The sequence below is a fragment of the Klebsiella sp. BIGb0132 genome (genome assembly GCF_024810075.1).
Classification (GTDB): domain Bacteria; phylum Pseudomonadota; class Gammaproteobacteria; order Enterobacterales; family Enterobacteriaceae; genus Klebsiella; species Klebsiella terrigena.
The window spans coordinates 506,374-523,848 of record NZ_JANUDW010000002.1 but is presented as its reverse complement, the minus strand read 5'-3'; the positions used below and the strand labels follow the sequence as shown (position 1 = coordinate 523,848).

21 protein-coding genes are annotated in these 17,475 nt (G+C 56.4%); 5 read left to right on the top strand and 16 right to left on the bottom strand.

What is annotated here, in order from left to right:
* Positions 1-64 precede the first annotated feature (64 nt).
* Positions 65-994 carry an aromatic alcohol reductase gene (locus M2416_RS09380; RefSeq protein WP_259223487.1) on the top strand — a complete coding sequence of 310 codons (930 nt, stop codon included), beginning with the start codon at positions 65-67 and terminating at the stop codon, positions 992-994.
* A 283-nt stretch (positions 995-1,277) separates the two neighbouring features.
* Here M2416_RS09380 and M2416_RS09375 read toward each other — a convergent pair whose 3' ends face one another.
* From M2416_RS09375 to pdxR, 6 genes are all read right to left on the bottom strand, one after another.
* Positions 1,278-1,682: a YdeI family stress tolerance OB fold protein gene (locus tag M2416_RS09375; RefSeq protein WP_076947459.1), complete on the bottom strand. Its 405-nt coding sequence runs from the start codon at positions 1,680-1,682 to the stop codon at positions 1,278-1,280.
* Positions 1,683-1,826: 144 nt separating this feature from the next.
* Positions 1,827-2,333: a ferritin-like domain-containing protein gene (locus M2416_RS09370; protein ID WP_076947458.1), complete on the bottom strand. Its 507-nt coding sequence runs from the start codon at positions 2,331-2,333 to the stop codon at positions 1,827-1,829.
* Between the two features lie 41 nt (positions 2,334-2,374).
* The gene (locus M2416_RS09365; RefSeq protein ID WP_259223483.1) at positions 2,375-2,875 is read right to left on the bottom strand and encodes a YciE/YciF ferroxidase family protein; all 501 of its coding nucleotides are present in this window, start codon (positions 2,873-2,875) and stop codon (positions 2,375-2,377) included.
* Between the two features lie 89 nt (positions 2,876-2,964).
* Positions 2,965-3,150, bottom strand: a complete 186-nt coding sequence (locus M2416_RS09360; RefSeq protein WP_076947456.1) for a con-10 family general stress protein — start codon at positions 3,148-3,150, stop codon at positions 2,965-2,967.
* Between the two features lie 340 nt (positions 3,151-3,490).
* Positions 3,491-4,312, bottom strand: a complete 822-nt coding sequence (locus tag M2416_RS09355) for an aminoglycoside phosphotransferase family protein (protein WP_076947455.1) — start codon at positions 4,310-4,312, stop codon at positions 3,491-3,493.
* A 71-nt stretch (positions 4,313-4,383) separates the two neighbouring features.
* Positions 4,384-5,853: a MocR-like pyridoxine biosynthesis transcription factor PdxR gene (pdxR, locus tag M2416_RS09350; RefSeq protein ID WP_259223481.1), complete on the bottom strand. Its 1,470-nt coding sequence runs from the start codon at positions 5,851-5,853 to the stop codon at positions 4,384-4,386.
* Positions 5,854-5,999: 146 nt separating this feature from the next.
* Here pdxR and M2416_RS09345 point away from each other — a divergent pair, with 146 nt between their 5' ends.
* On the top strand, positions 6,000-6,461 hold the full coding sequence (locus M2416_RS09345) for a GNAT family N-acetyltransferase (RefSeq protein WP_076947453.1): 462 nt from the start codon (positions 6,000-6,002) through the stop codon (positions 6,459-6,461).
* Between the two features lie 142 nt (positions 6,462-6,603).
* Here M2416_RS09345 and M2416_RS09340 read toward each other — a convergent pair whose 3' ends face one another.
* A complete protein-coding gene (locus tag M2416_RS09340) occupies positions 6,604-7,215 on the bottom strand; it encodes a glutathione S-transferase (protein WP_076947452.1) in 612 nt (203 codons plus the stop codon).
* A 314-nt stretch (positions 7,216-7,529) separates the two neighbouring features.
* On the opposite strand from M2416_RS09340, the gene M2416_RS09335 reads away from it, so the two are divergent.
* A complete protein-coding gene (locus tag M2416_RS09335; RefSeq protein WP_259223476.1) occupies positions 7,530-8,777 on the top strand; it encodes a diguanylate phosphodiesterase in 1,248 nt (415 codons plus the stop codon).
* 89 nt (positions 8,778-8,866) lie between these two features.
* Here M2416_RS09335 and M2416_RS09330 read toward each other — a convergent pair whose 3' ends face one another.
* Positions 8,867-9,673, bottom strand: coding sequence for an arylamine N-acetyltransferase family protein (locus M2416_RS09330; protein ID WP_259223475.1), 807 nt, complete (start codon positions 9,671-9,673; stop codon positions 8,867-8,869).
* A gap of 98 nt (positions 9,674-9,771) precedes the next feature.
* Here M2416_RS09330 and M2416_RS09325 point away from each other — a divergent pair, with 98 nt between their 5' ends.
* Complete coding sequence (locus M2416_RS09325) at positions 9,772-11,184, top strand: aminotransferase-like domain-containing protein (protein ID WP_259223474.1); 1,413 nt, start codon at positions 9,772-9,774, stop codon at positions 11,182-11,184.
* A 150-nt stretch (positions 11,185-11,334) separates the two neighbouring features.
* Here M2416_RS09325 and M2416_RS09320 read toward each other — a convergent pair whose 3' ends face one another.
* The 3 genes from M2416_RS09320 to gstA all read right to left on the bottom strand — a co-directional run bounded on the left by M2416_RS09320 (position 11,335) and on the right by gstA (position 12,622).
* Complete coding sequence (locus M2416_RS09320) at positions 11,335-11,496, bottom strand: hypothetical protein (RefSeq protein WP_167691662.1); 162 nt, start codon at positions 11,494-11,496, stop codon at positions 11,335-11,337.
* Between the two features lie 217 nt (positions 11,497-11,713).
* Complete coding sequence (locus M2416_RS09315; protein ID WP_041145718.1) at positions 11,714-11,923, bottom strand: hypothetical protein; 210 nt, start codon at positions 11,921-11,923, stop codon at positions 11,714-11,716.
* Positions 11,924-11,977: 54 nt separating this feature from the next.
* Entirely contained in the window at positions 11,978-12,622 is a 645-nt protein-coding gene (gstA, locus tag M2416_RS09310; protein ID WP_259223473.1) for a glutathione transferase GstA, read from the bottom strand.
* A 111-nt stretch (positions 12,623-12,733) separates the two neighbouring features.
* Between gstA and M2416_RS09305 the strand changes: the two genes are divergently transcribed.
* Complete coding sequence (locus tag M2416_RS09305; protein WP_076947447.1) at positions 12,734-13,066, top strand: winged helix-turn-helix transcriptional regulator; 333 nt, start codon at positions 12,734-12,736, stop codon at positions 13,064-13,066.
* A 60-nt stretch (positions 13,067-13,126) separates the two neighbouring features.
* Here the strand turns inward: M2416_RS09305 and map are convergent, their stop codons facing one another.
* The 5 genes from map to M2416_RS09280 all read right to left on the bottom strand — a co-directional run bounded on the left by map (position 13,127) and on the right by M2416_RS09280 (position 17,364).
* Positions 13,127-13,906: a type I methionyl aminopeptidase gene (gene map, locus M2416_RS09300; RefSeq protein ID WP_076947446.1), complete on the bottom strand. Its 780-nt coding sequence runs from the start codon at positions 13,904-13,906 to the stop codon at positions 13,127-13,129.
* Positions 13,887-14,105 carry a ParD-like family protein gene (locus M2416_RS09295; RefSeq protein ID WP_041145722.1) on the bottom strand — a complete coding sequence of 73 codons (219 nt, stop codon included), beginning with the start codon at positions 14,103-14,105 and terminating at the stop codon, positions 13,887-13,889. Before M2416_RS09295 ends, map begins: the two co-directional genes overlap by 20 nt.
* A gap of 551 nt (positions 14,106-14,656) precedes the next feature.
* On the bottom strand, positions 14,657-15,085 hold the full coding sequence (locus M2416_RS09290) for an outer membrane lipoprotein (protein ID WP_076947445.1): 429 nt from the start codon (positions 15,083-15,085) through the stop codon (positions 14,657-14,659).
* Between the two features lie 121 nt (positions 15,086-15,206).
* A complete protein-coding gene (locus M2416_RS09285; protein WP_076947444.1) occupies positions 15,207-15,617 on the bottom strand; it encodes a Spy/CpxP family protein refolding chaperone in 411 nt (136 codons plus the stop codon).
* Between the two features lie 682 nt (positions 15,618-16,299).
* Positions 16,300-17,364, bottom strand: coding sequence for a LacI family DNA-binding transcriptional regulator (locus M2416_RS09280; protein WP_076947443.1), 1,065 nt, complete (start codon positions 17,362-17,364; stop codon positions 16,300-16,302).
* Positions 17,365-17,475: the final 111 nt, after the last annotated feature.

Here is a 17,475-nt window from a genome sequence, read left to right as displayed (position 1 = left end):
TCTCTCCTCAGTAAACTTGCCCTCAGTGCAGTAAATTCGCTGTTTAACAGGCTGAGGAATCAACATGCAAGATCGTAAACTCACTTCTCCAGAGAAAGTATTGGTGCTGGGAGCGGGACAACTGGGCGATGCCCTGCTCAGCGCGCTGGTGCCTGCCGTGGCGCAGCGTAGGGGATCAGTGACGGTCGTCGTTTCCCCTGAGTCACGGGATGCACAAGGCCGCCTGCGCTATGAAAGTCATCAAAAGCACGCGGCGGCGGGCGCCAAATTCATTTCGCTGGATATGGCCGTCGCCACAACGGCGTCGCTGCGGGAAATATTCCTCGGGTATGACACCGTCATAAACTGCATGGGCTTTGTCGCCGGCGCCGGCACGCAGCTGAAGATCGCGCAGGCCGTTCTCGACGCGAAGGTGACGCGCTACTTCCCCTGGCAGTTCGGCGTTAACTATGATGTTGTCGGTAAAGGAAGCGGCCAACCGGTGTGGGATGAGCAGTACGATGTCAGAAGCCTGCTGCGCGGGCAAAAGGCAACCGAATGGGTCATTGTTTCAACCGGCATGTTTACCAGCTTTCTGTTTGAACCGGCGTTTAACGTGGTTAATCTCGCCGAAAAAACAGTTAACGCCCTCGGGAGCTGGGATACCCGGGTTACGGTCACCTCACCCACCGATATTGGCCGCCTGACGACCGCCATCTATTTGCATCAGCCGCGTATCAGAAACGAAGTGGTGTTCGTGGCCGGTGAAACCCTCTCCTGGGCGGAGCTCGCTTCGACGGTAGAGCAGGTGACGCAGCAATCCTTCAGGAAGGACGTCTTAACCCTCCCGGCGCTGCTTGATGCGCTTCGTGCTGACCCCGACGATCGGATGCTTCGCTACCGTGCCGCGTTTGCGCGAGGAGTCGGCACGTGGTGGCCAATGAGCGAAACGTTTAATGCGAAAAACAATATCGCCACCGAGGATGTTGCCGGCTGGCTGAAGGCATCGATTTGATTACTCGTCACTCGGGAGCCGCTGCCGACATTGCAGATATGAGTGTCGGCTTTGTTTATCTCTCTCATTCTGCCATTTTGCGTATTTACCAACGCGGTTATCGCCGCCGGCGATACGTTGGAACAGGCTGAACCGCCGCGTCCGGCCGCAACGCCGGTGCGGTGCAGCTGGAGCGATAGCGCTTACCTTTTCCACGCGCCCCGGGGGATAACCAGAATAGGTGAAAATCGCAATAAGCCTGAACGTGAGCCGCGTCAAATAAACCCGCCCGCGCGTTCCGGCTTTACTCTGGCGCCTGCTTTTGCAGCCTGTCGACCCGCACGACGGGCGGCGTCATTTTGGTATCCAGGCTACCGTTGATGCTAACCAGATGGTCAGGCTTCACTTCTTGATCGGTAAAAACGGCGGCCGGGATTATCGCCGCAATTTCTCCCGTTTTATCCCGCAGAATATAGCGGTCATCGCCCTGACGTTCGATAAGATTACCGCGCAGCGAGATAGTGGCGCCATCATGCATAGTTTTCGCATGCTCCACGGTCATTATCCTGGCGTCCTCCATGCCGCGATACCCGTCATCCAGCTTATGCGGCGGCGGCGGCGCCGCGTTACCGTTAAATCCGCCCTTCTCATCCGCATGTGCGTTCAGCGTTGCTAATAAAGAGATAATTAAAATCGGTATTATTTTCATCACGCCCCCGAGAAATTTAAGATGGCCTGCTCGCCCACCGCTCTAATGATTGGATACTGCGATACGCGTGCGGTACTTTCCCCACCGGCTGCGGCTGACAAAGCCGCCGTCTAATACTGAGACGACGAATAGCCCCTTCGAGGATTATCTCTTAGCGTCAACCCCGGGCGTTTGCGAGCGCAGAATATACTGTTCTGTGATATCAGGGATATGGTGCAGCAGCCAATCCGCCATTCCTCGCTCCTCAGCAAGAATACTCTGCAGCTCGGGAATAGAGTGAGCATCACCGGCCTTTTCCGCTGCCGTTATCAAAGAGGTATAGCAGGCTATTTCGAACTGCTCGAAAACGTAGCTACTAATAACGCCTTTAACAATTTCATCTTCCGGAAACATGCCGCCAATAGATTGTCCTAAGGCCGCAATTTTGCTCATTGAATCCTTTAATACCGAGCGGGAGATTTGATTACGCGAAATAATCCCTTCAAGCAGCGTAATTTGTTGGCGAGTTTCATAAAGATGCTGTTCAATACGCGTGCCTAATTCCGGATAATTATTGACGCGTTTCGCCATTGATTTAAGCATCGACTCAGCCTGTTTTTCCATAGCGTGAGCATCCCGCAGCCAGTCGTGATAATTCTCAACGTCGGTCATAAAAACCTCTTAATGCTGTAGGGGTTATTGCTGGAATAAAATTAAACGGCCTGCTGGGCATCCTGATTAATATGGCTAAGGGCCAGATCGGTTAATTTCATATCGGTCGTTTTTTCCTCCTCCAGGGTTGCGGCAAGCAATTTTCCGGCGGCATTATATCCCAGCTGTTTTGCCAGCGTACACAGCGTGCCGTAGGCAGCAATTTCATAGTGCTCCACTTTTTGTGCCGCGGCGATCAGTGCGACATCACGCACTTCATTTTTGTCGGTACTCTCAATAACCTCTTTGGCCTCTTCTATCAGCCCCTCCATCGCCAGACATTTAATCCTTTTAACTTTGATATTACTATTTTCTTCCAGCAGCTTATCAATGCGCTCGACGTGGCCGTGGGTTTCATCGAGGTGCTGGCTGAAGGCGGTTTTTAGCTCGTCACAGCTCGCTTCCCGTGCCAGCTTACCGAGCGCGCGAGTTAATTGTTTTTCGGCGCTGTAGGTATCCGATAATAAATGGATAAATACGTCTTCAATGCTTTGAATTTTCATGGGGTAACCTTGTAAATAAACGATGCGGGTCAGCTGACCCGCAGGGACTATTAATATTCTGAACGCGGTGCAATATGGTCCTTTACGGCTTAGCTGTCGCTAGATTTACGGCCGCCGCCGTGGCTATTTTGCCCGCCTTTCTTACCGGCTTCGGAAGCACGCTCAGGGTCATTTTTAAAATTCCCCCCGCTGTGCTGGCCACCTTTGCGACCGGCTTCAGATGCTTTATCCCGATCTTCGGCAAAATTACCTGAACCGCCTCTGTGCTCTGTCATAATTTTATCTCCAGGTGATTACTTAATAATGATTCGGACCTGCAAATCATCGCCTTCGAGATTTAAGGTTAGGACGCTGAGCGCGAGAGTCAAATTATTAATAACTTTACGCAAGGCATCTTAAAATATTTAATGGAAAATAACGCAGCGGCAGCAAAAAATATTTTCAGGCCAAGTGACTATTAAGGCTATGAAATAAACGAAGCGGGAAGCGCGACGTGAGAGAAAACTCATCGCCATAATTAGTTTTTGTAAAGAAATACCGGGAGTGTAAAGTTAATACAATAGCCAGACGGCGCTGCGCAAAATAAGCGTAGCGGTTGATACAATAGCGATAATATTATGCCTGTCGCTCAAGCTCGGCCAGCGCCAGCGCCGCAACGCGCAACGTGACCGGGGCGGGCGCTCCGCTATCAAGAAACCACGCGGAGGAGAGGCCGCACCAGGCGGCTATCCACATCAGCAGGCGCTGGCGATCGAGTGCTGCCTGCTCCGTCACAACGCGCAACCGCTGTTGAAATATCTCAGGCCTGACGGCGACCGGCGTCGTGGGATCCGCCAGATCGGGATTGGTAAATAGATTGGCAAAATCAAAGCCGCGCTCGCCAATTAAGCCCTTAGGGTCAATGGCCAACCACCCGCAAGCGGCGAAATCGAGAATATTGCCGTGATGCAGGTCGCCATGTAGGACGACAACGTCGCGGGGAGCGGACAGCAGCGCCTTCGCCACCGCCGCGCAGCGGGTCAGTATGCCGCCATGAGTTCGCGCGGCGGGTTCGAGATCGCCAAACCAGCTCTCCAGGGGCGTGAGCTTCGGCATTGCCGCCGCTGGCGGGACGTGCAGACGGCTGGCGACTTCGCAAACGATCCGGCAGGCCCTCTCATCCTCCCCCGCTATCGACATGACGGACAGCGACGCCTCGCCGGTCGCTCGCGCTAATAGAAGTGCCCCCGGCTCATGGGCCAGCGCCTGCGCTGCTCCCCGCCCGTCCCACCACGCCATCAGCTCGCAGCCGGTTCGCTCACTGCTATCGGCGGTGAGCTTGAGCATCGCTTTCAGGCCCTCTTTGACGGTCACCACCGGCAAAAGCTGCGACGTATGGGTCATGACCGGCTCACCGTCAGGAATAAGAGCCCAGCGGCTCAGCCAGGGACTAAACATCGATTTTCCTCTGTCTCTGCGCAGATCGGCACATTTTATCAAACGGCTTATCCATTTTCATCGGGCCAGCATCACAGCGCCTGCGCAAGGCGGCGAATACCCTCCTCGAGCGTTGCGGGCGAATGGTTGGCAAAGCCCAGCAATACCCCCTCTCGTTCCATTGGCCGCTGGCAGTAGCGGGCAAAGGTTTGGATCCCCATCCCCAGTTCGCGGGCTCTGTCCACTACGTATTCTGCCGTCAGGCCGCCGTGCAGCCAGCACACCAGATGCACGCCGGAATCCGTCGGATGAACGGTCATTTTCTGCGGCAGATAGCGCTCAACCGCGGCGGCCAGCGCCAGCTTACGCTCATAGCAGGCTTTGCGGACCCGACGAACGTGGCTGGCGTAGTGGCCTTCTGCAATAAAACGGGCCAGCACCGCCTGCTCAAGATAGCCGCTGCACAGATCGGAGAAGTATTTCGTCGTGGCAAACTGCTCGCGTAAATGACCGGGAACGACCAGGAAACCGAGGCGAAACTCCGGATACATCATCTTCGAGAACGTCCCGGCGTAAATAACCCGATTATGCTTATCCAGCCCCTGCAGGGCCTGCAATGAACGCGCGGCGTAGCGAAACTCGCTATTGTAATCGTCTTCGAAAATCCAGGCCTGCCGGGATTCGGCCCACTCCAGCAGGGCCAGCCTGCGCGCGAGGCTAAGGGTGGCGCACAGCGGGAACTGGTGCGAGGGTGCGGTATAGGCCAGCCGGGCGTGAGGATAATGCGTCATTCCGTACTCAACGTCCATTCCCTGGCTATCGACCCTCACCGGCCTGACCCTTGCCCCTACCGAGGCAAAAGCGCCGCGGGCTCCGTTATAGCCGGGATCGTCAAGCCACACCTCATCCCCGCGCGAAAGCAGCGAGCGCGCGGTGATATCCAGCGCCTGCTGGATACCGTTGACGATAATCACGCGATCCTCCGTACAGTTAACCCCTCGCGTCGACTGAATGTACTGACATATCACCCGCCGCAAAGGTTGATAGCCATTGGGGCTGGCGTGAAGGCCAATCTCGCGGCGCGACTGCCGCCAGACTCTCCCCAGCAGGCGGCCCCAGAGATCGTAGGGGAAGAGATCGGTGCAGCCGACGCCCACGGCAAACAGGCGGTTTGCGCCGCCACCGGCCTGGCTTTCTGACCACAGGGGCCGCAGCCCGGTGATATCCGGATTAAGCGACCCGACCGACGGCGGACCGTCAACCTGCCCGCCACCCGCGCCGTCCGTATGGATAAGCCAGTCGGGGATATGCGTGACCACAAAGGTCCCCGCTCCCTCCCGCGTGACCAGATAGCCCTCATCGCTCAGGCGCTCAAAGCCGGCAATCACCGAGTTACGCGAAATCCCCATCACTTCGGCCAACGCGCGGCTGGAGGGAATTTTTGCGCCTGCGACCAGGCGGCCGTCGAGAATAGCGCGGCGAATAGCGTGATAGACCTGATCCTTGATGGTCCCGCTCTCTAACAGCAGATCCTGAAACAGAGGAGAAATGGTTTTTTTCACAGGCGCCCACGTCCTTTTGGTAAAAGTGGATCCTATAAATATACAAAAAGCGTGACTTACCTGGAACCAAAAATCCCCCTAACATCGCCGGCACAGAGACAATCGGGTCATAACACAAACAAGGAAAAGCAATGCACAGAGCAGCAATGACCGGCGATCCGGACAATATTACCGTCGAGACCGTTGCCGAAAATGATTACCCGCAGTGGTTAGCATTATGGAAAAACTATCAGACGTTTTATCGCGTCGATATTGCGCAAAGCACCACCCGGCTAACCTGGAACCGTTTCTTTAATCCCATCGAGCCGGTGTACTGCGCGGTGGCAAAAGAGAACGGAACCGTCGTCGGGCTGGTGCACTACCTGTTTCACCGTTCGACGTGGGCCGACACGGATTACTGCTATCTGGAGGACCTTTTTGTCAGCGCCGATGTGCGGGGCAAACAGATTGGTAAGCGGCTTATCGAGCACGTTCAGCGGCAGGCGAGAAAGCGGCACTGCGCCCACCTTTACTGGCATACGCATGAAACGAACCTGCGCGGGCAGCGGCTTTACGACTGGATCGCCAGCAAAAGCGGGATGATCGAATACCGTATGCCGCTGAGGTAGACCCGCGCGGGAGCGGCGGCCTCTTCCCTGCCCTGCGCATAGCGCAGCGATAACGTCCGGCGGCAGTCGATGCCGACCCGCCGGGCCGAGAGTGAACGCCACGCCGCGATCGCGAACAAAGAACGATACCCCGCCTCAGCACTCAGCTTTGCGCGGGAAATTTCGCCAACAGCGGCAGCGCCTCAAGCTGCTGAGAGATCGCCTGCAGGCGCGGGTAGTCGCCGGCGCTGACCACCTCTGGAATCATCATCTGAATGAACCCCCACACCACGGCGCTGGTAATAGCGACCTGATCCAGCCTGGCGTCGTTGATTTGACGATGCTGCAGCCCGGCCTCCCATGCGGCGCAATCCGCCAGCAGCTGCCGGGTGACCCGGTCTATCCACGGCTGGTGCCGTTTCTCCTCCGGCCGCAGGCGATGCTCATAGACGTGCTGCACCGCCTTCTCACTCGCCGCGAGCGCCAACCCAAGCAGGCGGCTATCTTCCGCCAGCGCCGCAATATCCGCGGGCAAAAGCTTAGCGGCGGCATCCGCCTGCGCTTCCAGATAGTGCAATATCAGAGTGGAATCCATTAACACCGTGCCATCATCCAGCAGCAGGGTTGGGGCTTTCACCGCCGGATTGAGCTCGGCAAAGGCCGCATAGTCGCTAAACACGGACAGCGGCCGGTGTTCAAAAGCCACGCCGTAAGCCGCCAGCGATATTGCTACGCGCCGCACATAGGGTGAATCCAGCATGCCAATCAGTTTCATGACCACTCCTCGTTAATTTGTCGATGCAAAAGTTATTACGCTCGCGCAGGCACGCTTTATGCACCAGCGGACGAGCTGGCAGAGAGCGTTTTCCGCAAACGCCCGTCAAAACTAAGATAAACATGGAATAGCGCGCCGTTCAGGGTAAAGTAAGCGACTCTCAGCGTGATAGCGATATGCGAAAAGACCGGCGTCACGCCCTGATAATTGGCAAAGGCATGAACACCGTACCCGCTTAGGTCAGAGGACCTCGGGCCAGGACTTATTCCCTCGCGCAGACTGGCACCCATTAGTCCGATCCAACAAGGAAATATATGCTGACCACACTGATCTACCGGAGTCAGTTAGCTCCCGCCTGGCAGCCGACCGGCCTGGGCACTCTCGTCAGCCGGGCACGACAGAAAAACACAAACCTCCACGTCACGGGTATCCTGATTTTTAGTGGGTCGCAGTTTTTTCAGGTCCTCGAGGGCGATGAGCAGGTGGTCGATACGCTATTCAGCCAGATCCGCAACGACCCGCGCCACACCGACGTGGTGGAGCTGATGCGCGATTACTCTGCCTACCGGCGGTTTCGCGATATCGGTATGCATCTGTTTGATTTGCAGCTAAACAAGCCGGGGGCGTTGACGGAACAGATCCTCCATTTAGGTGAGTTCAGAAACACGCTCTCTGCGGATGACCGGATGTTCAAGTTTATCAAGGCCTTTATCGCGCACGGCGGGCGCTATATTCTGCCGGAAGGACTCAATCCCGCGCTGTGGACTATGGAGAGCCGTGGCACCCCTTCGCTCTGCCCGCTGTCGGGATTGTCTCCCGGGCAGCCCTGCCAGTTCGCGCTTCAGCCGATTGTCGAGCCGGAAAGCGGCCATATCTCATCGTTTGAAGCGCTGATCCGCAGCCCATCTGGCGGCTCACCGGCGGAGATGTTCTCTTCGGTGCCGGAAAAGAAGCGCTACGATTTCGATCTCGAAACCAAAGCCTACGCCTTTTCGCTTGCCGGCAGCATTAATCTCGGCGAGCAGCGGCTGGCGGTTAACCTGCTGCCGGGCTCGCTGTATAACCGCTCCGGCTCGGTGGCGTTTTTACTGGATAAAATCCGCGACGCCGGGCTAAAGCCGGAGCAAATTATAATAGAAGTCACCGAAACCGAGGTTATCTCCGGTTTTACCGAGTTTCAGCAGGTGCTGAAGGATATTCGCGTAGCCGGCATGAGCCTGGCCATTGACGATTTTGGCGCCGGCTATTCTGGACTTTCGCTTCTGACCCGCTTCCAGCCGAATAAAATTAAGATCGACGCCGAGCTGGTGCGCAATATTCATATGAGCGGAGCCAAGCAGGCGATTGTGGTGTCCGTGGTCAGATGCTGCGAAGACCTCGGGATCGCCGTCGTCGCCGAGGGCGTGGAGAGCATTGCTGAGTGGTGCTGGCTCCACGCCATCGGAATTCGTCTTTTCCAGGGCTTTTTATTCTCCCGACCCCAGCTGAACGGCGTCGGAGAAGTCCGCTGGCCGGTCAGACTCCCCGGCAAAGGGCTGCCAGCGGCCACACTGGCGCCATAAGCGGCGGTCAATTCCCCGTTAACGCCGCCATCAGCGCACTCGTGCCCAGCGGCAGAGGCCGAATAATCTCCGCCGCTGATGACAAATAATCAGCTGACGAGCGATTTATCCGCCGGCGCTGAAGCAGGCTCAGGCACCGTCACCCTGAACGTCTCGCGCAGTACCTGCGGGAGCTCGTCATCGGAGAGCTGCCGCTGGCGCGTCTCCTGGCTGCGGATCGTCTTAAGCGCCTGGCCGGAGAGAATATCTCTGCCGTCGGGATGGTGTAACACGACCACTAATTGCCTGACAAACACGGTGTCCGGGTGGGTGGAATTCAGATAGTTGGCGGGCTCAAAATCGATCAGCTCGTGGCGCGAGAGATCGAAACTGTATTGGTTGTGCCAGCCGCTATCAACCCACGCCTGCAGCGTATACACGCCGGTCGCATCGAGGCTGAGACGGAAGGTATCCGGATTTTGCGGCTGTTCAGTATCAAGAATGGCGAGGTCAACGGGCGCCCGTATTCCATAATGACCAAACCCGAGATCGCACAGCCAGCGCCTGCCGTCGACAAAAGCAATGACCACCATATGCGTTCGCGGGCGACGGGCTGGATAGAACATCGGGCGCGCGGCGGCAAACTGGTAAGGGATCCCCAGCGCTTCAAGCGCCATGGCAAACAGTGCGTTAACTTCGTAGCAATATCCGCCCCGCTGCCGTCCGATCAGTTTTTCGACAATATCTTCCGCGAGCAGCGAAACGCCTTTCCCGTTCCGCACGTCGATATTCTCAAACGGAATTGAAAAGAGCTGTTTCTGCATAACGTCATGCAGCGTTGCGGCATCCGCCCGTGCCGACCCGTGATAATCAATGCGCTGAAAATAGGCGGCAAGGTCAAAATTTTTAGCTTTCATGGCAATCTCCGTGGTTTCGTCATCTGCAGCCGAGAATAGCGTTACGGGCGCTAAGGGGATATATTCAGATTTATTGAAAACCAGCCTGTACAGATCCCATGCTTCCCCGCTATCAGCGCATTGCCCTTTCGCTCCAACAGGCCATCATTGCCGGCGCGCTTCATCCCGGCGACCGCCTGCTTTCAGTACGCAAGTTGGCTGAACGGGAGCAGGTCAGCATCCCGACGGCCCAGGAAGCATTGCGTTTTCTGGAAGCCGAAGGGCTGATCGTCGCCCGCCCGCGCTCCGGGTACTACGTCAACCTCGTCGCCTCCGCGGCCACATCTGGCGCGGTCCCCAACGCCGCGCCGGTCTCCGTGGATATGTCGACCCTCGCCAGAACGCTGTTTAGCCGTCAGGAGAGTCGTCTGGTTCCGCCCGGTGCCGCGCAGCCCGATCCGGCCTGGCTGCCGGCGACCCGGCTGCAGCGGGTTCTGCAGTCCGCAAGCCGGCGTCTGGAGGCCTGCGGGCAGACCTACAGCATGCCGCCGGGAAGAGCCGATCTGCGTTATCAGATAGCCCGCAGGGCCGTCCAGTGGGGCGCGACCTTCGGCCCCGACGAACTGATCGTCACGGGCGGGGCCACTCAGGCCGTACGCCTGGCGCTACAGGCCGTCTGCATTGCCGGGGATGTTGTGGCGATCGAACGTCCCGCCTGGTTCGGCGCATTGCTGCTTCTGGAGTCAATGGGCCTCAAGGCGCTGGAAATCGCCACCGATCCGCAGGAAGGCATCTCCCTTCCGGCGCTGAATGAGGCCATCGTCAACTATCGCCCTGCCGCGGTGCTGGTCTCTCCCAGCGCGCAGAACCCAACGGGCGCCGTGATGCCGGTAGCCGCCAAAAGGGAGCTGGTTTCGATGCTGGAGAGACACGGCGTTCCGCTGATTGAAGATGACGTCTATGGCGACCTGGTCGGGGATGCCGCCCGTCCGCCGGCGTGTAAGGCATTTGATCGCAGCGGCTCCGTACTGTACTGCTCCTCGGTGTCGAAAGCGCTGACGCCAGGCTGGCGCACAGGTTGGATCGCGCCGGGCCGCTACTATGAAGAGGTGATGAAAATTCGCCTGGCCAGCGACTGGGCCGGCTCGCCGCTGACGGAGGCGGCGGTAAGCGATTTTATGTCCCGAGGGGACTACGATCGTCACCTTTTACGCCTGAAGAGCAGGATCAAAAAAAGCGTCGACATCGTATCCCGCACGGTAGCGGCTCAATTTCCCGAGCAAACCCGGGTGGTCATTCCGCAGGCCGGATTTCTAATGTGGGTGGAGCTGCCTAAATCCATTAACGCGCTGGACGTACACCGCGCCGCGCTTGACGCCGGAATTGGCGTCAGTCCGGGCCAGCTTTTTTCCCCGCGCCAGGATATGACCCATTATCTCCGGCTTAATTGCGCCTGCGAACCTACGCCACAGCTGATAGCGGCGGTAATAAAGCTCGGCGAGATTTGTCAGCATGCGGATAATAAGAATTAATAGCCTGGCGGGAGCGTTATTGATATTGCGCAGTACCGGCGGCGGATTGGCCGCCGCCGGTTGCCTGACCTCTTCCGCGCCTGGAAATAAGGAGGACGTAGCGTCAGGATAAATAATATGCGGCGGCCCAGCGGCTATTATTTTGCGTGATTAATAGCCAGCGGCTTTATTGGCAGCTTTAATACGTTTGGTTCGATCGTCTTTTTGCTGCTGGTCTTTCGCCTGCATTATTCCACCCGCCGCGTCAATCCAATCGCCGGCCGTACATCCTGATAAGGTCATACTCAACATAACTGCAAATAGATACTTCATTCCGGGTCCCTGTGCTCGTTCTGTGGCTCTGTTCATCCGTGTGAACTTCAAAATACTTGATGCTTGAGGCGGGATTTTGACAAAAAAATTGATTTTAATCAAGTCATGACGGCGAGGGCTGCTTTCTTGTGGGCAGGCGGCGTGCTGTTGTGAAGGCCCCCTGCGGCCAATACGCCAGGGGGCTTATGCCTTGAGGGCTGCTTAGCCCACTCTGCGTTTACTCGCTCTCTTCGAGCGCATCCTGAATAGCGTCAGCTAATGAAGCCACTTCCTGCGCCACGTTGCGCAGATCCATCTGGCTGCGGATCCCTGAATTCGCGGTTGATGAAGAGACGGCGGCTTTCGAGATTTCTAAGGCGGCCTGGACGGCAAGGAGTCGTTTCTTCTCTTCTGCCGTGGCAGCATTACCAAAATATTCTTCTAACATCCTTTCATCCCTATAAGCGTTGGTGGAGCGCCATAATAGCACAACTGGGCGGTATTATATGAGAGGCAGGAAGTCGATGCCCTCCTCCTTTAACGCCTGGCGGACCGCCGGTCTCGCCAGCACCCGCTGATACCATGCGGCAATGTGTTTATAATCCGTCAGGTCAATATCCAGGTTATAAACCGATATCAGCCACTCCGCCTGCGCCCAGCCAACCAGCGCGAACAGATAGCCATCGGCAATCGAGAACTGCGCTCCGGTGATAAATGCTTTATCCGCCAGCTGCTGGTCGAGCCACGCAAAACGCGAAAGCAGCTTCTCGCGCGCAATATTGATATAGGCCCCGCCGTGCTCGCTATAAAAGAGGGGAATAAAGGCTTTATGAATTTCACTATTAAAAAAAACCAGCCACTCTTCAAGGCGATAGCGCGCGAGCGTCCCGCTGGCGGGAGCCAACCCGGCGTCGGGGACTAAATCGGCAATATATTGAATAAGCGTGACGCCCTCTCTGAATATATCCCCGCCGGCGGTCTCTAAGGCGGGGACATAGCCCAGCGGATTAATATCATAATAGTTATTACCGGCGCCCCAGGTATGGGTTTTGGTATCGACGCGAATAAGCTCAAAATCAAGACCCGCTTCACGTAAGGCAATATGGGGAGAAAGCGAACAGCTGCCCGGAGAATAATAAAGTTTCATGCAATAACACCCTCGCCGTTTAAGTATAGCGCGAGGTTAACAAAGTTAGTTGATACTTTAAAGAAGGCACATTATTGTAGTGTAGGTACATAAATTATACTGAGTATTAACATGAAAGACGTTATCTCCGGCTGTTCCGTCGAAGTTGCGATGAATCTCATTGGCGGCCGCTGGCGTTTACTTATTGTGTCGTACCTGCTGGAAAAGCCGAAAAGGTTTAGCGACCTCCGTCGCGATATCCCGGCCATATCTCAGCGGATGCTCACCATGGATCTCAGGGCGTTAGAAGAGGCCGGCGTCGTGCAGCGTACCGTTTATCCCGAAGTGCCGGTTAAGGTTGTTTACAACCTGACGGCCGACGGTCTCAGGCTGGTAAAAGTGGTCGAGGTCGTTAAGGAGCTGGGGCTGTGGCTGAAGCAACAGCAGGATCCGGCGCACTGCTGACGGGATCCTGCTCCTCGCCGACCGTCTCTTGTCGATGAGGCGGTCGGCGGAGCGGGCCTGTCAAAGCTGCCGCTCTTCCCCCTGGCGCAGGGTCAGGACCTCAAAGCCGGTGTCGGTCACCGCGATGGTGTGCTCCCATTGCGCCGAGAGCTTCTTATCGCGGGTCACCACCGTCCAGCCATCTTTCTTGAGCTTCGTTTTGCTGTCGCCCTGGTTGACCATCGGCTCGATGGTAAAGACCATTCCCTGCTGCAAAACGACCCCTTCGCCGGGTTTACCATAGTGCAGCACCTGCGGGTCTTCATGCATCTCTTTGCCCACGCCGTGGCCGCAGTACTCCCGGACGACGCTGTAGCCATTCTTCTCAACATGGGATTGAATCGCATGGCCAATATCGCCCAGCGTGGCGCCGGGCTTCACGAGCTTAATCCCCTTCCACATCGCTTCATAGGTGGTTTTCACCAGCCGGCGAGCGAGCGGAGAAACGTCGCCGATCAGGTACATTTTGCTGGAGTCCGCAATCAGCCCGTTCTTCTCAAGCGTAATATCGACGTTAACAATCGTCCCTGATTTCAGGTGCTCCGTCTCCTTCGGCATCCCGTGGCACACGACCTCGTTGATGGAGGTGTTCAGCACGTAGGGGTAATCATACTGCCCCTTGCTGGCGGGCCGGGAGTGCAGCTGATTGACGATGAAATCCTCGGCGCGATTGTTAATCTCCATCGTGGTGACGCCCGGCTGGATAAATGCGTCCAGCATGTCAAAAACGGCTGCTAACAGTTCCCCGGCATGGCGCTGTAGAGCCAGCTCTTCGGCGGTCTTAATGGGAATGGATGGCATTAATCACCTCCAGCAGACGGTCAGACCCTGATTTGAGCATCAGCAGCTTGATCTGCTGATGGTTAAGCTCGGGATAGAGCTCGCTCATCATTCCCACGCGGATCCAGTATTCGGCCTGAGCGTTCACCGACCGCGACATGGCCCGGCTGGCGTCGCGGATATCGTCATGCAGCAGATCTGAAATTTTTACAATTCCCATATATATATACCGTAATAAAACATATACGTATCGTATGCTTTCTGGCCGCTAAAGTCACGCGGTTCGACGCGCCCGTTGGGATCGTTGGCCGCTGGCTGAAGGGTCGTCATTCCCGGTGACCGGGTCGGCCATACAAAACATAAATGGGATAACTGTCACATTTTTAGTGTAGGGTACTGAAAATCGCATTGACCGCCAGGACCGTTATAAAGTGAAAACCTCGCTCGCATTCCCACTGCTCACCCTTTTTGTCGGGTTTCTTATCAGCGCTTTATTTAACTCATCGTCAACCCATCGCGGGCGCAGTCAATGCCAGTGGTCCGATAGCGTGATGCTGACCTGCCTGAGCAAACAGCATGGCGCGGTCGGGCACATCCATCCCCTGGTTAATCGAGTAAACAGATAGGGTTAGCAACGAATAGAGCGGGTTCGGTGGATTTTAGCCTGCCAGGAAAAACGCTAACGGCCCGACGAGCGAAGGCCTGAAGCCGCCCTCTGCTGCCGGCACCAGAGGACGTTTTTTACGCACGGGCGACCGCCCGGACCGTTAACTAAACGGATTTATCGACGCGGGTATGGCTCCCGGACGTCAAAACGCGAACCTTATCGCCCTGACTAAAGGTCAGGCCGCCATCAACCTGCTGAACGACCTGAATTAATTGTCCCGACTGCATTTTGATCGTCAGCTCAAGCTGCTGAACGGCCTGCTGCTGGCTTTGCCGATGGCGAGAAACCCCGGCTCCGGCCACCGCGCCCGCGGCGGTCATGGCGGTTTGTCCTTTACCGTTACCAAACTGATGGCCCACTACACCCCCTAGCGCCCCGGCGGCGACGGTACGCAGAGGGTGGGAGCGCGTTTGGCTGCTGATAATCTGGCTCTGCTGCACAACGCCATACTCCACCACCGTTTTGCTGCCGGCAAAGCCCGGCAGGCTGGTGAAGGCAAGCAGGCTAAGCGCGACGAGCGTGAATTTCTTCATAGTGCCTCAAACATTTGCCTCAAAAGAGAGTGCCTCAAGGGGGCGTGCCGCAAAGCGTTATTGCGGCGCCGTTTTGGCAATCCTTCCCCGCAGGGGTCCCGCCGCTGCCGACGGGAGCGGATTAATTAAGCGCTTCGCTGAGATCTTTTTTAACCTGGGTGCGCTGTTCCGCCGTCAGAATCTGATTGACGCCAAAATAGTATTTTACGCGGTAGTAGCGAACCTGCTGATCGAGCTGACCAAAGGCCGCCAGCTGCTGCTTCACTTTCGCATCGTCCCACTTCCCGGACTGAATGGTCTCCACCAGCGCGCCCTCTTTGAAACCGTCAATTTTGATATTATTCACGTTGGTTTCAAATTCCTGATGCAGCGCCTTTATTTTAGTCACCTGCTCATTGCTTAATTTAAGATGCTGAACCACCGGGTCCTGAGATATCGGCGGAACGTCGCTCGCGCTGGCAGCCTGAGCGGCAGCGGAGAAACCGGTGGTGATGGCAACGGCAATCAGGGTATTACGCACAAATTTATTCACGAAAGATTATCCTTAATGTTGTAAAAGAACCTGAATTATCACCTGAATAATAAACTCCAGCTGTAACAAAGAGTTAAATTTAAATTTGGACAATTAATTATTTTATTATATTAATTATACTGCATCTATTGATGGTAATTATGAATTCCGCAACCGCGCGCTTGAGCGCCAGACGGCGCCGTTCTTTTTTTCGCCCGTTAAGAGTACAGATATTATGCAATTATCGTCGAAGCGGTATTTAACCCTGCGAGGGCGGCAGAATAGAAGATTCGCCCATTCAGCCCCAGCTATATTGTCGCTCGCCCGCAGCAGCCGCCAGGATAGCCGCAGAGGGAAGCGTGCCAGCCTTCCCGGCCGTACATGGCCTCCCAGCATTTTATGCTGGGTTGAAAACTCTCGCCCGGGAAGGTCGGCGCACCACCTGCTGCAAAAACAGCGTGTTTATTCCGATAAACGGCTAATAAGCATGCAAATGGTAGCGTTAAATAAAATACGCCCGGACGACGTGGGCATCGCGTGGGCAAAGTGCGGGCGAAAAAAAACCGCCAGTGAAATGGCGGTAAATAAATGCTTGCATGGATAGATTGTGTTTTGCATTGTACGCAAAAAAAGAGTCCATCTTTCTTTACGCCTGTCGCGCACCTTAGCACCCTCTACTTCAATGAAGCTTAAACCAACCGGCTTAAAGCTTTTCCACCAGCGTTTTTAGCTGAGCAATCAGCGGATCGCGGGCCGGCTCGGCGCCGTAAGCCCAGGTGGACTGGCGCACAATCAGCGTGGTGGGCAGGAGTTCGCGGATCCGCATCTGCGGCGTCGCCATCTGCTGAGCCAGCAGCTCCACGGCCCTTTTCCCCAGCAGATCGAAATTCTGCGCGACGGTGGTCAGCGGCGGCTGGAAGTAGAGGCTATCGGCGGTATCGTCGTAGCCGGTTACCGAGATGGCGCTGCTGCCGGTGCGGTTAAGCTGCGCCAGCGCGCTGAGCACCCCCAGCGCCATCTGATCGTTGGCTACCACGATAGCGCTGATCCGCGGCTGAAGGTGCAGCAGTTCAAAGGTCTTTTGCCAGCCGCTGGCCGCGCTCCAGTCGCCGAAGACCGTCACCTCCCGGCTGATGCCCAGACGATGCAGCGCCTCGCGCCAGCTGCCGAGGCGCATTCGCGCAGAAATAGAGCTCTCCGGCCCTGCCAGCAGGCCAAACTCCCGATGCCCGGATTCCCACAGATGACGCACGCAGGCACCGCAGCCGTCGCGGTGATCGAAGCGCACGCAGGAGACGTCCGTTTCAGGAGAGACGTCGAGAAACAGGCAGGAGATATCGGGGTTTTCAGCGGCCAGGCGCTCGGCGGTGCTGCTCTCCAGCGGCAGGCTGACGATAGCCCCGCGGATATGCTGGGCGCGAAACTCGTCCAGCCGCGCCTGCAGCGACGCATAGTCGGTCTGTTCCGGCATGGCGATCGACACCTCCAGCCGGTGCATGCCGGCATGCAGCTTCACCGCCGCGGCAATTTGCGATGGCGCATGCAGGGTTAAGGAGGCGGTGATAAGCCCTATGGACGGCGCCGCCTTCCCCGCCAGCAGCTGGGCGGAACGGTTAGGGACATAGTGCAGCGCCTGCATCGCGCGAATCACCTTGTCGCGAGTGCGGTCAGAGACCACGTCCGGATTATTCAGCACCCGGGAGACAGTCTGCTGGGAGACTCCGGCCTCTTGCGCCACATCATCTAAGGTTGCCGAACGCCGCTGCATAGTCCTCTCCTGGTCGCCAAAATTCAGTAGGTATTGGTTAAATGTCTCACGCTAACATTTTATGTCTAATTAACGACAAAAATCAGCTCTAATTCCGGCATTTCGTGATCG

Coding starts and splice junctions, on each gene's coding strand:
- M2416_RS09370 (WP_076947458.1), bottom strand. CDS start 2,333: ATGACCGACGTTGAGAATTATCACGACTGGCTGCGGGATGCTCACGCT.
- M2416_RS09335 (WP_259223476.1), top strand. CDS start 7,530: ATGCTGACCACACTGATCTACCGGAGTCAGTTAGCTCCCGCCTGGCAG.
- M2416_RS09375 (WP_076947459.1), bottom strand. CDS start 1,682: ATGAAAATAATACCGATTTTAATTATCTCTTTATTAGCAACGCTGAAC.
- M2416_RS09355 (WP_076947455.1), bottom strand. CDS start 4,312: ATGTTTAGTCCCTGGCTGAGCCGCTGGGCTCTTATTCCTGACGGTGAG.
- M2416_RS09290 (WP_076947445.1), bottom strand. CDS start 15,085: ATGAAGAAATTCACGCTCGTCGCGCTTAGCCTGCTTGCCTTCACCAGC.
- M2416_RS09315 (WP_041145718.1), bottom strand. CDS start 11,923: ATGTTAGAAGAATATTTTGGTAATGCTGCCACGGCAGAAGAGAAGAAA.
- gstA (WP_259223473.1), bottom strand. CDS start 12,622: ATGAAACTTTATTATTCTCCGGGCAGCTGTTCGCTTTCTCCCCATATT.
- M2416_RS09325 (WP_259223474.1), top strand. CDS start 9,772: ATGCTTCCCCGCTATCAGCGCATTGCCCTTTCGCTCCAACAGGCCATC.
- M2416_RS09330 (WP_259223475.1), bottom strand. CDS start 9,673: ATGAAAGCTAAAAATTTTGACCTTGCCGCCTATTTTCAGCGCATTGAT.
- map (WP_076947446.1), bottom strand. CDS start 13,906: ATGCCATCCATTCCCATTAAGACCGCCGAAGAGCTGGCTCTACAGCGC.
- M2416_RS09345 (WP_076947453.1), top strand. CDS start 6,000: ATGACCGGCGATCCGGACAATATTACCGTCGAGACCGTTGCCGAAAAT.
- M2416_RS09295 (WP_041145722.1), bottom strand. CDS start 14,105: ATGGGAATTGTAAAAATTTCAGATCTGCTGCATGACGATATCCGCGAC.
- M2416_RS09305 (WP_076947447.1), top strand. CDS start 12,734: ATGAAAGACGTTATCTCCGGCTGTTCCGTCGAAGTTGCGATGAATCTC.
- M2416_RS09360 (WP_076947456.1), bottom strand. CDS start 3,150: ATGACAGAGCACAGAGGCGGTTCAGGTAATTTTGCCGAAGATCGGGAT.
- M2416_RS09365 (WP_259223483.1), bottom strand. CDS start 2,875: ATGAAAATTCAAAGCATTGAAGACGTATTTATCCATTTATTATCGGAT.
- M2416_RS09340 (WP_076947452.1), bottom strand. CDS start 7,215: ATGAAACTGATTGGCATGCTGGATTCACCCTATGTGCGGCGCGTAGCA.
- M2416_RS09380 (WP_259223487.1), top strand. CDS start 65: ATGCAAGATCGTAAACTCACTTCTCCAGAGAAAGTATTGGTGCTGGGA.
- M2416_RS09280 (WP_076947443.1), bottom strand. CDS start 17,364: ATGCAGCGGCGTTCGGCAACCTTAGATGATGTGGCGCAAGAGGCCGGA.
- M2416_RS09320 (WP_167691662.1), bottom strand. CDS start 11,496: ATGAAGTATCTATTTGCAGTTATGTTGAGTATGACCTTATCAGGATGT.